The organism is Xanthomonas translucens pv. cerealis (assembly GCF_006838285.1).
Lineage (GTDB): Bacteria > Pseudomonadota > Gammaproteobacteria > Xanthomonadales > Xanthomonadaceae > Xanthomonas_A > Xanthomonas_A cerealis.
Genome location: NZ_CP038228.1, coordinates 3,705,922 through 3,718,466, shown reverse-complemented (window position 1 = coordinate 3,718,466; position 12,545 = coordinate 3,705,922). Strand labels below are relative to the sequence as shown.

Annotated in this window: 13 protein-coding genes and 1 pseudogene; all 14 read left to right on the top strand. The window is 68.7% G+C overall.

Annotation, left to right across the window (positions count from 1 at the left end; all coding sequences use genetic code 11):
- The first annotated feature begins 89 nt into the window (after positions 1-89).
- The 14 genes and pseudogenes from rsmG to E4A48_RS16475 all read left to right on the top strand — a co-directional run bounded on the left by rsmG (position 90) and on the right by E4A48_RS16475 (position 12,537).
- Complete coding sequence (gene rsmG, locus E4A48_RS16540; protein WP_039008506.1) at positions 90-731, top strand: 16S rRNA (guanine(527)-N(7))-methyltransferase RsmG; 642 nt, start codon at positions 90-92, stop codon at positions 729-731.
- 88 nt (positions 732-819) lie between these two features.
- Complete coding sequence (locus E4A48_RS16535; protein ID WP_039008504.1) at positions 820-1,617, top strand: ParA family protein; 798 nt, start codon at positions 820-822, stop codon at positions 1,615-1,617.
- A complete protein-coding gene (locus tag E4A48_RS16530; RefSeq protein ID WP_039008502.1) occupies positions 1,617-2,540 on the top strand; it encodes a ParB/RepB/Spo0J family partition protein in 924 nt (307 codons plus the stop codon). Before E4A48_RS16535 ends, E4A48_RS16530 begins: the two co-directional genes overlap by 1 nt.
- Before the next feature lie 64 nt (positions 2,541-2,604).
- Positions 2,605-3,570, top strand: coding sequence for an NAD-dependent epimerase/dehydratase family protein (locus E4A48_RS16525; RefSeq protein WP_142742809.1), 966 nt, complete (start codon positions 2,605-2,607; stop codon positions 3,568-3,570).
- Positions 3,571-3,678: 108 nt separating this feature from the next.
- The gene (locus tag E4A48_RS16520) at positions 3,679-4,401 is read left to right on the top strand and encodes a glycosyltransferase family 2 protein (RefSeq protein WP_039008499.1); all 723 of its coding nucleotides are present in this window, start codon (positions 3,679-3,681) and stop codon (positions 4,399-4,401) included.
- Between the two features lies 1 nt (position 4,402).
- A complete protein-coding gene (locus tag E4A48_RS16515; RefSeq protein ID WP_039008497.1) occupies positions 4,403-4,744 on the top strand; it encodes a lipid-A-disaccharide synthase N-terminal domain-containing protein in 342 nt (113 codons plus the stop codon).
- A 188-nt stretch (positions 4,745-4,932) separates the two neighbouring features.
- A complete protein-coding gene (locus E4A48_RS16510; protein ID WP_409976136.1) occupies positions 4,933-5,580 on the top strand; it encodes an REP-associated tyrosine transposase in 648 nt (215 codons plus the stop codon).
- Positions 5,581-5,780: 200 nt separating this feature from the next.
- The gene (locus E4A48_RS16505) at positions 5,781-7,610 is read left to right on the top strand and encodes a DUF885 domain-containing protein (RefSeq protein WP_142742808.1); all 1,830 of its coding nucleotides are present in this window, start codon (positions 5,781-5,783) and stop codon (positions 7,608-7,610) included.
- 162 nt (positions 7,611-7,772) lie between these two features.
- A pseudogene (locus E4A48_RS16500) lies at positions 7,773-8,061 on the top strand (efflux RND transporter permease subunit); the annotation flags it as partial.
- 110 nt (positions 8,062-8,171) lie between these two features.
- Positions 8,172-8,654 carry a hypothetical protein gene (locus E4A48_RS16495; protein ID WP_003476675.1) on the top strand — a complete coding sequence of 161 codons (483 nt, stop codon included), beginning with the start codon at positions 8,172-8,174 and terminating at the stop codon, positions 8,652-8,654.
- Between the two features lie 300 nt (positions 8,655-8,954).
- Positions 8,955-9,191 carry a 50S ribosomal protein L28 gene (rpmB, locus tag E4A48_RS16490; protein ID WP_003467012.1) on the top strand — a complete coding sequence of 79 codons (237 nt, stop codon included), beginning with the start codon at positions 8,955-8,957 and terminating at the stop codon, positions 9,189-9,191.
- Between the two features lie 10 nt (positions 9,192-9,201).
- Complete coding sequence (gene rpmG / locus E4A48_RS16485) at positions 9,202-9,369, top strand: 50S ribosomal protein L33 (protein ID WP_170867542.1); 168 nt, start codon at positions 9,202-9,204, stop codon at positions 9,367-9,369.
- Positions 9,370-9,596: 227 nt separating this feature from the next.
- On the top strand, positions 9,597-11,015 hold the full coding sequence (gene cls / locus E4A48_RS16480; protein ID WP_039008489.1) for a cardiolipin synthase: 1,419 nt from the start codon (positions 9,597-9,599) through the stop codon (positions 11,013-11,015).
- A 115-nt stretch (positions 11,016-11,130) separates the two neighbouring features.
- Positions 11,131-12,537, top strand: a complete 1,407-nt coding sequence (locus E4A48_RS16475) for an FAD/NAD(P)-binding protein (RefSeq protein WP_142742807.1) — start codon at positions 11,131-11,133, stop codon at positions 12,535-12,537.
- The last annotated feature ends 8 nt before the right edge of the window (positions 12,538-12,545 follow it).

The window sequence follows — 12,545 nt, the reverse complement described above, 5'->3', positions numbered from 1 at the left end:
CACGACTGCAATAAACCGCTGCACATGATCGGCCGCGATGATGTCGGCTACATGGCGGTGACGGTGGCGGCACCTGCGATAATCGGGCGATGAACGATGCCTCCCTTCCCGACTCCGTCCGTGCCGCGCTCGACCAGGGCCTGCGCGCGCAAGCCCTGGATGCCGCCGCGCTGGCGCCGCCGCTGCTGGCCTACCTGGCGCTGCTGGCGCGCTGGAACCGCACCTACAACCTCACCGCGGTCCGCGACCCGCACGAGATGGTGACCCGGCACCTGCTCGATTCGCTGGCGATGCAGCCGTTCGTGGAAGCAGGCACGCTGGCCGACCTGGGCACCGGCCCGGGGCTGCCCGGCATCCCGCTGGCGATCGCGCGGCCGCAGCTGCGGGTGACCCTGGTCGAGAGCAACGGCAAGAAGGCGCGGTTCCTGCGCGAGGCGGTGCGCCAGCTGCGCCTGGACAATGCGCGCGTGGCCGAAGCGCGCGCCGAGGCGGTGGACGAACCCGATGCCTACGATATCCTGACCGCGCGCGCGCTGGACACGCTGGCCGGCATCGTCGCCGTCGGCGGCCACCTGCTGCGCCCGGGCGGGCGGCTGCTGGCGATGAAGGGCGTGCGCCCGGACGAGGAGATCGCCGCGCTGCCGCCGGGCTGGGTGGCGCAGGCGGTGCACCGGCTGCAGGTGCCGGGGCTGGGCGCGGACCGCCACCTGGTGGTGGTCGAGCGCGGCTGAGCCGCCGGGCGCGCCGACGCCGATTTCCGCCCCGGGGGGGTGTGACCGCATAATGCCCGGTCCCACCCATCGCCGACGAGGCTCCCGCATGGCCCGCATCATCGCCATCGCCAACCAGAAAGGCGGCGTCGGCAAGACCACTACGGCGGTCAACCTGGCGGCGGCGCTCGCGCGCCAGCCGCAGCGCGTGCTGCTGGTGGACCTGGATTCGCAGGGCAACGCGACGATGGGCAGCGGCATCGACAAGCGCGAGGTGGCGGCGTCCACCTGCGATGTGCTGCTGGGCGAAAGCAGCGCCGCGCAGATCCGGGTGACCGCGCCGGAAGGCTTCGACCTGCTGCCCGGCAACATCGACCTGACCGCCGCCGAGATCCAGCTGATGGACCAGCCGGCGCGCGAGCAGCGGCTGAAGACCGCGCTGGCGCCGCTGCGCGCCGAGTACGACTTCATCCTGATCGACTGCCCGCCGGCGCTGTCGCTGCTGACCCTGAACGCGCTGACCGCCGCCGACTCGATCATCGTACCGATGCAGTGCGAGTACTACGCGCTGGAAGGGCTGACCGCGCTGCTGGAGACCATCGAGGCGCTGCGCGCCGACCTCAATCCGACGCTGGAGATCGAAGGCGTGCTGCGCACCATGTTCGACGTGCGCAACAACCTGGCCAATGCGGTGTCGGCGGAGCTGACCAACCATTTCGGCGACAAGGTGTTCCGCACCATCGTGCCGCGCAACGTGCGCCTGGCCGAGGCGCCCAGCCACGGCCAGAGCATCGTCGGCTACGACCGCACCTCGCGCGGCGGCGTGGCCTACCTGGGCCTGGCCGGCGAGATCGTGCGCCGTTGCGAGGAACGCAACCGGCCCGTCCCGGCCATGGAGAGTTACTGATGAGCGCCAAGCCCCCCGCCCTCGGCGCGAAGAAGCGCGGCCTGGGCCGCGGCCTGGAAGCGTTGCTGGGACCGAAGGGCGGCCCGGCCGCGCCGGCGCCCAACGACGCAGCGCAGCCCGGCGAGAGCCTGCGCCAGCTGCCGGTCGGGCAACTGCAGCCGGGCAAGTACCAGCCGCGCCAGGAGATGGACGAGGGCAAGCTGCAGGAGCTGGCCGAGTCGATCAAGGCGCAGGGCGTGATCCAGCCGATCGTCGCCCGCGAACTGGCGCCGGGCAGGTTCGAGATCGTCGCCGGCGAACGCCGCTGGCGCGCCTCGCAGCTGGCCGGGCTGAGCGACGTGCCGGTGGTGGTGCGCGAACTCGACGACCGCACCGTCATCGCCATGGCGCTGATCGAGAACATCCAGCGCGAGGACCTCAACCCGCTGGAGGAAGCGCAGGCGCTGCAGCGTCTGATCGACGAATTCGCGCTGACCCACGCCGAGGCCGCCGAAGCGGTGGGCCGCTCGCGCGCCTCGGTGTCCAACCTGCTGCGCCTGCTCGAGCTGCCGCCGGCGATCCGCGCGCTGCTCGAGGCCGGGCGCCTGGAAATGGGCCATGCGCGCGCGCTGCTGACGCTGTCGCCGGACCTGGCCAGCCGCCTGGCCTCCGACGCCGCCGACCAGGGGTGGTCGGTGCGCGAGGTCGAGCACCGCGCGCAGCAGTTCGCCGCCGGCAAGGTGCCCAGCAACCGCAAGGCCAAGCCCGGCCGCGTTGCCCCGCAGGCCGACATCGCCTCGCTGGAGACCGAACTGTCCGAATCGCTGGGCACCAAGGTCGCCATCGCCCACGGCCGCGGCGGCAAGGGCAAGCTGGTGATCCACTACACCGACCTGGACACGCTCGACGGCGTGCTGGAGCGGCTGCGCGGCAAGGCCGGCTGAGCCGCCATGTCGATCCGCGCATGACCTCCGCCCTGGTCCCCGCCATCGCGCGAGGCGCACGCCGATGACGGTCCTGGTCACCGGCGCGGCCGGCTTCGTCGGCGCCTACACCTGCCGTGCGCTGGCCGCGCGCGGCGAGACGGTGGTGGGGCTGGACAACTACAACGACTACTACGACCCGCAGCTCAAGCGCGACCGCGTGGCCGCGCTGTGCCCGCAGGTCGATATCCGCCGGCTCGACCTCACCGACCGCGATGGCCTGAGCGCCCTGTTCGACGAGATCCGCCCCGCGCGCGTGGTGCACCTGGCCGCGCAGGCGGGCGTGCGCTATTCGCTGCAGAATCCGTACGCCTACGTCGACAGCAATCTGGTCGGCTTCGTCAACGTGCTGGAACTGTGCCGGCACCGCGGCGTGCAGCACCTGGCCTACGCGTCGAGCAGCTCGGTGTATGGCGATTCGGCCACGCCGCCGTTCTCCGAAGACCAGCGCATCGACCAGCCGCGCTCGCTGTACGCGGCGACCAAGGCCGCCAACGAGCTGATGGCCTATACCTATGCGCAGCTGTACGGCCTGCGCGCCACCGGCCTGCGCTTCTTCACCGTGTACGGCCCGTGGGGCCGGCCGGACATGGCGCCGCTGCTGTTCAGCCGCGCGGTGCTGGCCGGGCGCCCGATCGAGGTGTTCAACCACGGGCGCATGCGCCGCGACTTCACCTTCGTCGCCGACATCGTCGCCGGCGTGCTCGGCGCGCTCGACCATCCGTCCGTTGAGGCCGTGCCGCACCGCGTGTTCAACCTTGGCAACCACATCCCGGTGGAACTGGAGCGCTTCATCGGCGTGATCGAGGCGGCCGCCGGCCGCACCGCCGAGAAGGTTTACACGCCGATGCAGCCCGGCGACATGGTCGAGACGATGGCCGATACTGCGCGCGCCCACGCCGCGTTCGGCTTCGATCCGAGCACCCCGATCGAGGTCGGGCTGCCGCAGGTGGTGCAGTGGTGCCGTGATTATTTCGGTGCCGCGGTCTGACACTGTAGCCCCGGGTCACCGGCCCAGGGCAAAATGCGCGGTCTTTTTGCGTCGTTGCCGCCGTTTCCCGCATTTTTCCATTGCGTTGCCGTCGAGCCTAATCGAGCCATGAACCAGCCTTCCCTTTCCGTCGTCGTCCCGGTGTTCAACGAGCGCGACAACGTGCCGCCGCTGGTGGCCGAGATCGTCGCCGCGCTGCGCGGGGTGACCGACTTCGAGATCGTCTATGTCGACGACCATTCGCGCGACGACACTCTGGCGGTGCTGGAGGGGTTGAAGGCGAGCACGCCGCAGCTGCGGGTGCTGCACCACGTCAGCCAGAGCGGGCAGAGCACCGCGGTACGCAACGGGGTCAAGGCCGCGCGCGGCGCGTGGATCGCCACCCTCGACGGCGACGGCCAGAACGACCCGGCCGACATTCCCAAGCTGCTCGCCGCGCGCGCCGCGACGGACGCGCAGGTCAAGCTGTTCGCCGGCTGGCGCGTGTCGCGGCAGGACTCGGGCAGCAAGCGCTGGGCCTCGAAGTGGGCCAACGCGATCCGCGCGCGCATGCTGCGCGACGACACCCCCGACACCGGCTGCGGCATCAAGCTGTTCGAGCGCGACGCGTTCCTCGACCTGCCGTACTTCGACCACATGCACCGCTATCTGCCGGCGCTGATGCAACGCGCCGGCTGGCGGACCCTGAGCGTGCCGGTGAACCATCGCCACCGCACCTCGGGCGTGTCCAAATACAACAACCTCAACCGAGCCCTGGTCGGCATCCGCGATCTGCGCGGCGTGGCCTGGCTGATCGCGCGCAGCCGCCGCACCGTGGTGCAGGAGCGCTGAGATGGAGGCGAATTTCCTCAACGAACCGATCCAGGCGCTGTACTGGACCGGCCTGCACGTCACCGGCTGGAAGCTGATCGGCTACGTCGGTGCGCTGATGTTCGGCGGCCGCTGGCTGGTGCAGTTCGTCGCCTCCAAGCGCGCCGGCAAGCCGGTGATCCCGCGCCTGTTCTGGTACATGAGCGTGGTCGGCAGCCTGATGACGCTGAGCTACTTCCTGTTCTCGGCCAAGCAGGACTCGGTCGGCGTGCTGCAGAACCTGTTCCCCGCCTTCACCGCGTTCTACAGCCTGTACCTGGACATCAAGCACCGCGGCTGGCATCGGGATCGTGCGTCGCATTGAGGCTGGTGCCGAAGCGAGGTTAGTTCTGCTGCTGTTCTCGTGATCAGCAGCAGTCCTGTAGCGGCTCCTGCTCCCCCGGAGGCCGCTTGGCTGTTGCATCTTGTGGGAGGGACTTCAGTCCCGACGCCTTAACGTTTCCGCCATCGCGCTTTTGAGCATTTTCCGATAGATCTTCGAGGCGATTCCCGATGGCATCGCCATGGCTCTATTGCGACGCTGGTGGCATGCAAATGCAACCTGCCAAAGGCTATCGCGCGCTGCGCACCGGGCGCTGCACCGAATCGGGCCGCATCTACCTGGTGACCACGGTGACCTGCGAACGCCAGCGCTTGTTCGAGGACTGGCGCTGCGCCTGGGCCGCCGCGGCCTGCCTTGCCGATTCCGCGACATGGCACGATGCGCGGTTGCTGTGTTGGGTGTTGATGCCCGATCACTGGCATGGATTGCTTCAACTCGAAGGTAGCGGCTCATTGGCGAGTGTCATGCAGAACGCCAAAGGCAGGGCGGCCAGGGCGGTAAATCTGGCACGTGGCCGCGGCGGGACCGTGTGGATGCCGGGCTTCCACGATCATGCGCTGCGCCATAAGCGAGACATCCTGCCCAGTGCGCGCTATATGGTCGCCAATCCGTTGCGTGCGGGCTTGGTGGACAGGCTTGGCACGTATCCGTATTGGGATGCGGTCTGGTTGGATGTGGCGAAGGATCGCAGTGCTCGTCCCGACAGCCTAATCCGGATGACGCACACAGGATGGCGCACAGAAGACGTGGGTGAATTCGGAGCGCGTCGTGCTCCGCTCGTCGCGACTGAAGTCGCTCCCAAAATGACTCGCCGGTAGCGCGTGAGGGCACTGTGTGAGGAGCTTCAGCGCCAACGGCCGCTACAGGGTATAGATGTTCGGCCCGATTGATTCGGCAAAACGTAGCGCGTCGTTGTTGTCAGTCTCCGATCAGTGCAGTGCCAGGACTTCCTGCCCACCCCGCCGCTGCGCCGGGGATGCGATCATCGGGATCTCGTTCCCACTGTCTGTCGCTGCCTATGCCGATCGCCAAGGCCCCGCTGGCCGCTTCCCTGTTGCTCGCGCTCGCACTCGCCACGCCGGCGCTTGCTGCAGCGCCGGCCGTACCGCCGGCGGCGGCCACTGCCTCTGCTGCCGATGCGCGCTTCCAGGCCATCTACGAAAAGGAGTGGAAGTGGCGGCAGGCGCAGGTCGGGCAGGCCGACGAGGACAGCGACAGTAGCGGCGACAACCAGCAGCTGCCCGACGTCGGCACGGCGGCGCAGGCGGCGCGGCTGAAGCTGTGGGACGACGTGCTGCGCCAGCTGGATGCGATCGACCCGGCGCAGCTGTCGGCCGACAACCAGGTCAATCTGGCGGTGTACCGCCCGCAGATCGAGAACCTCGCCGCCGCCGTGCGCCTGCGCGCCTACGAAATGCCGTTCAATTCCGACAGCGCGTTCTGGTCCGACCTGGGCTTCATGGCGCGGCGCACGCTGCGCACCCCGGCCGAGTACCGCGCCTACATCGCGCGGCTCGACGACGTGCCGCGTTACTTCGCACAGCAGACCGACAACATGCGTGCCGGCCTCAAGCGCGGCTTCAGCGTGCCGCGCGCGGTGCTGGAAGGGCGCGATGGTTCCATCGCCAACGTCGCCGAGCTCAAGGACCCCACCGCCGCGGCGCTGTACGCGCCGTTCAAGCAACTGCCGGCGCAGATCCCGGCCGCCGAGCAGCAGGCATTGCGCGAACAGGCGCAGGCGGCGATCCGCGACAAGGTGACCCCGGCGTACGCCCAGCTGCTGCGCTTCTATCGCGAAGAGTACGTGCCGCAGGCGCGCATCACGCTCGCCGCCGAAGCGCTGCCCGATGGCAAGGCCTACTACCAGCAGCAGATCCGCGAATACACCACGCTGGAGATGCGCCCGGAGCAGATCCACCAATTGGGCCAGCAGGAAGTGGCGCGGATCCAGAAGGAGATGGACGCGATCATCCGGCAGGTCGGCTTCAAGCCGCCGGCCGGGCAGCAGACGTTCCCGGCATTCCTGCAGTTCTTGCGCAGCGACCCGCAGTTCTACGTCAAGACGCCGCAGGAACTGCTCGACCGCGCGGCGTGGATCGCCAAGCGCGTGGATGGCGAAGTCGGCAAGTTCATCGGCACGCTGCCGCGCGGGCGCTTCACCATCGTGCCGGTGCCGCCGGAGATCGCGCCGTTCTGGACCGCCGGCCGTGGCGGCGTCGGCACCTATTGGCTCAATACCTACAACCTGCCGTCGCGCCCGCTGTACAACCTGCCGGCGCTGACCCTGCATGAATGCTCGCCGGGCCACTCGCTGCAGGGCGCGCTGGCCGAAGAGCAGGGTGCGCAGCCGGCGTTCCGCCGCGAGAACTACATCTCCGCCTACGGTGAAGGCTGGGCGCTGTACACCGAGAAGCTGGGCAAGGAGATGGGCATCTACGAAACCCCGTATGAGGATTTCGGCCGCCTCAGTTACGAAATGTGGCGCGCCTGTCGGCTGGTGATCGACACCGGCGTGCACCACAAGGGTTGGACCCGCGAGCAGGCGCTGGGCTACCTGCGCGAACACACCGCGCTCAGCGAGCACGAGGTCACCACCGAGGTCGATCGCTACATCTCCTGGCCGGGGCAGGCGCTGAGCTACAAGCTCGGCGAGATCGCCATCGTCAAGCTGCGCGCCGAGGCCGAGCAGGCACTGGGCGCGGACTTCGACATCAAGGCCTTCCACGACGCGGTGCTGCAACAGGGCTCGGTGCCGCTGCCGGTCTTGCAGCAGCAGGTGCGCGCGTTCATCGCCGAGAGCAAGCAGCAGGCCGCCGCACGCAAACCCGCCGCAACCAAGCCCGAATAACCGTCACGCGCTCCCTTCTCCCGCCGGGAGAAGGGAGCGCGCGGCGCCGGATGAGGGGGCGACCGCCAGGGTGCGACCGCTACCCAGTGCGGTGAACCCGCCAGTGCGCGAGCGCAAACGAGACGGCGACCGCCAGCACCCGCTCAGGCGACGACCATCGACGCCGTGTTGAACCGGCTGGTGATGATCGCCTTCGTGCGCAAGCTGCGCGAGGACGGCCTGGCGCTGGCGCACGCGCTGCGCGAACGCGCGCTGGCGCGGTTGCCCGGTGCTGATGACCGCGCTGGTGGCGACGCTGGGCTTCGTGCCGATGGCGTTCAACGTCGGCGCTGGCGCCGAGGTGCAGCGGCCGCTGGCCACGCTGGTGATCGTCGGCATCGTCTCGTCCACGCTGCTGACCATGCCGGTGTTGCCGGTGCTGTATTGCTGGCTGCACAGGCGCGACAATTGAGATTCCGGTCCGGTCGCCGCGTTGGGTGGTTCGCTATCTTTCTGGCAGCGTCTTGCTGGATCCGAGCAGGACGACTGCAGTTTGCGAACGAGCGATAAAGGACGGCGCACATGATCGATTGGCCCAACATCCTCGCCACTCTAGCCGCCGCCGCGATCGGTGGTTGGGTGGCCGCTGGTGTGGCGAGCAGGCAGATCCAAGCCTCCTTGCAGGTTGAGCGGGAGAAGGTGAGGCAGGAGACATCGAAAGAGCTGATAGAAGCGATCGACTCCTTCGTGCATATTGCTTATCGCCATGACAATGAGGAGAAACGCCATGAACGGCAGCGCTTGCGGCGTAGGATTCTTTCGCTCATGGCATTGGCGTTGCCAGAACAGTTTTCCGACACCCAGCGGCATCTGGATATGATCGACCGCTGGTGGTGGAGGAAGCAGTACCAACCCTCTGCGCTGCCAATACAGGGAACGGGATTCACCGCGACCAATGACTTCTTCGAAGGGGTAAAGACGAGGTTGTTCCGCGACGTATTTGGGCAACGCATCGAATTCAGCGGCGAAAGCGAGCGCACCGACGCAGCGCCGAGCGGAAATTAGCTACGCCATGTACGGGCGGCGGTGTGAGGCGTGCTTGACGTGATGAGCGCGGCATGTGCGGTCCGCCCGCCGCTTGCGTACGCCTCTCTGGTAAATGCTTGCGGCACAAGGGAAAGGCATGCATAATGCGCGGCTCGCTGTGCCCGGCTCCGGTCGGAACGGCGGCCGGATGCGCGATCTCCGGCCGGCCTCTCCCAGCGTAACCGTTTGATTTCCCACGTCGCGTGGCGGCCCACAAGGCTGCCGGGGCCGCCGTCTCCCAGGCTATGGGCGACTCAAACTAACTTATCGAGGTGCGTAATGTCCCGCGTATGCCAAGTGTCCGGCAAGCGTGTGCAGACGGGTAACAACGTCTCCCACGCCAACAACAGAACCCGTCGCCGCTTCCTGCCCAACCTGCACGAGCGCCGCTTCTGGGTCGCCAGCGAGAACCGCTGGATCAAGCTCCGTGTCTCCGCGCATGCGTTGCGCACCATCGACAAGAACGGGATCGATGCCGTTCTGAAAGAGCTGCGCGCGCGCGGCGAAAAGGTCTGAGGAGTAAACAATCATGGCAGGCAAGCGTGACAAGATCCGTATGATTTCCTCGGCCGCCACCGGCCACTTCTACACCACGGACAAGAACAAGAAGAACACTCCGGGGAAGATGGAAATGATGAAGTACGACCCGGTCGTGCGTAAGCACGTGCTGTACAAGGAAGGCAAGATCAAGTGATCGACTGATCGCCGGATCGCCGGATCGCGTTTCCAGCTCGACACCGAACCCGCCGTAAGGCGGGTTTCGTGCGTCTGGGGTCCGCATGTTGTGTGCTGGCGACAGGCCGTCGCCGCTGCGCGAGGCAGGCGCCCAGCGCGTGCCGCCAGCCGTGGCAAGGCACGCAATGGTTGCGTTTGCCGCCGCAGCCCGCAGAATCGGGCGACTTGGCGTGCGAAAGGGTCGCGATGCTGCCGTTATGGTTGGAAGGCACCTGGTTGCTGGCGCTGGATTGGCTGATCCGGCTGGTGGCGTTGCTGTGGATCCCGGCGCGCACCACGCCCGGCGCGGCGCGCAGCTGGCTGCTGCTGGTCGGGTTCGTGCCGGTGCTTGGCCTGCCGCTGTACCTGCTGCTGGGCCACCCTTGGCTGTCGCGCGAGCGCATCCAGCGCCAGGCGCAGGCTTCGCAGGTGATCCGCGAGCAGCAGGTGCCGATGACCGCGCTGCGCTGGACCCCGCCCGCCGACACCGCGATCGCCGAAGTGGTGCCGCTGATCGAGCGCCAGGGCGACTTCATGCCCACCCATGGCAACACGGTGGAATTGCTCGATCGCTATGCGGATTCGCTGCAGGCGCTGATCGACGACATCGACGCGGCGGTGGAGCGCGTGCATCTGCTGTACTACTTGATGTTCGACGATGCGGTCGGCGACGCGGTGGTGGCCGCACTGCTGCGCGCCGCCGCGCGCGGCGTGCGCTGCCGCCTGCTGCTCGATGCGCGTGGCGGCAAGCGCGGGCTGCGCCGCTACCGCAAGCGCCTGCGCGCGGCCGGGATCGAGGTGCAGGCGCTGCTGCCGGGCGGCTTGCGCTGGCGCCGCAGCGGGCGCATGGACCTGCGCAACCATCGCAAGATCGCGGTCATCGACAACCGCGTCGGCTACACCGGTTCGCAGAACCTGGCCGCGGCCGAGTTCGTGCGCGGCCATCCCAACCGCGAACTGGTGGTGCGTCTGCAAGGGCCGGTGGTCGGGCACCTGGAGGCGGTGTTCGCCAGCGACTGGTTCATCGAGACCGGGCAGCGCCTGCGCGTGGCCGACGGCACCGCGGTGCACGGTGCCGATACCGCCACGCAACTGCTGCCCAGCGGCCCGGCCTACCCGTTCGAGAACGCGCGCGATGCGGTCAACGCGCTGATCCATCTGGCGCGGCGGCGGATCGTGATGGTCACGCCGTACTTCGTGCCCGACGAAGCCACGCTCAGCGCGCTGCGCATCGCCGCGCTGTCCGGGGTGGACGTGCAGCTGATCCTGTCGGAGAGCAGCAACCAGCGGCTCACCGCCTGGGCGCAGGAGGCCTACTACGACGAACTGTTGCGCAGCGGGGTCAAGATCGCGCTGTACCGGCCGTGCTTCCTGCATGCCAAGCACCTGAGCGTGGACGAGGGCATCGCCCTGGTCGGCTCGATCAACCTGGACATCCGCTCCTTCGCGCTGAACGCGGAGATCGGCGTGCTGTGCTACTGCGCCGAGGTGGTGCGGCGGCTGCGGGCGGTGGAGGCCGACTACCTGACCGATGCGCGCGTGCTGTCGCTGCAGCAATGGCGCAAGCGGCCGACCTGGCGACGTAGCCGCGAAGGCATCGCCCGCCTGGCCGATGCGCTGATGTGAAAACGCACGCGCATGACAGCATGATGTCGCCGCCATGCGCGATCTGTGCGCCGACATGAGCGATGGTTCTTAGCCGCGGGCCGAGCCGGCGAGGGCATCCCTTACAATCGTCGGCATGAGCGAACTGCTGCCACATGCCTCCGATGACGACGGCGACTGCGATATCGCCATCGTCGGCGGCGGCGCGGCCGGCACGCTGGTGGCGCTGCATCTGCTGCAGCGGACCACGCGCGCGCTGCGGCTGCAGCTGATCGAACCGCAGGCCGCGCTGGCGCAGGGCGTGGCCTATGCGACGCCCTGCGCGGAGCACGTGTTGAACGTGCCGGCCGGGCGCATGAGCGCCTTTGCTGAGGTGCCCGACGACTTTCTCGACTGGCTGCAGCAGCAAGCCTTGTATCCGGCGCTGCAGCGCGCCGCGCTGGCGCAGGCCTATGTGCAGCGCCGCCACTACGCCGGCTACCTGCGCGCGCGGCTGGCGCAGGCGCTGGCCGCAAGCCCGGCGCAGCTGCAGTGGCGTCAGCAACGGGTGCTGGCGCTGGACCGCAGCGAGCGCGGCCAGACGCTGCAACTGCAGGGCGGCACGGCGCTGCGCGCATGCGCGACGGTGCTGGCGTTAGGCAACAGCCTGCGCCCACTGCCGGCACGCGGCGCTGGTAGCCTGCCGGCGCACGTGCGCGTGGACGCCTGGAACTACGAGCAGCTGCGCGCGATCCCGCGCGAATCCACGGTGTGCATCGTCGGCGCCGGCCAGAGCATGGCCGACAGCGTGTTGACCCTGCTCGCCAATGCGCACCGCGGCCCGGTACACGTGATCTCGCGGCACGCATTGCTGCCGTTGCCGCATGCCGAGCATGCCGGCCACGCCGCGGCCGACTTCGACCCGCAGCCGTTGCTGGCCTTGCCGTTGCGCCAGCGCCTGCACGCGCTGCGCCGGCACGCCGCCGCGGCGCAGGCGCGTGGCCTGCCGTGGCAGAGCGTGATGGAGCGGCTGCGGCCGTTGGACCAGGCGCTGTGGCAGTCGCTGTCGGCCACCGAACAGCGGCGTTTCCTGCGCCATGCCGTGCGTCACTGGGACGCGCACCGGCACCGCATCGCTGCGCCGGTGTTCGCGCAACTGCAGGCGATGCGCCGGGTCGGCCAGCTGCGCGTGCACCGCGCGCGGCTGGACACGGTATTCCCGGTCGGCGCCTGCGTGCAGGTCAACGCGGTCGGTCCCGACGGACTGGCGCTGCAACTGGACGCGCACTGCGTGATCAACGCCACCGGCGTTGAGTTGCGCGCGCAGACCATGCGCAACCCGCTACTGCTCCAACTGCTGGGCTGCGGCCACGCCGTGCCCGGCGCGCATGGCATCGGCGTCGCCACCGATGCCGACGGCGCGCTGCTCGACGCCGACGGCCGCGCCGATCCGCGCCTCCGCGTGCTCGGCAGCCTGCGCATCGGCAGCCTGTGGGAAAGCCTGGCGATCCCGGAGTTACGGGTGCAGGCACAGCAGCAGGCGCAGGCGTTGCTGGCGTTGTAGGGGACGCG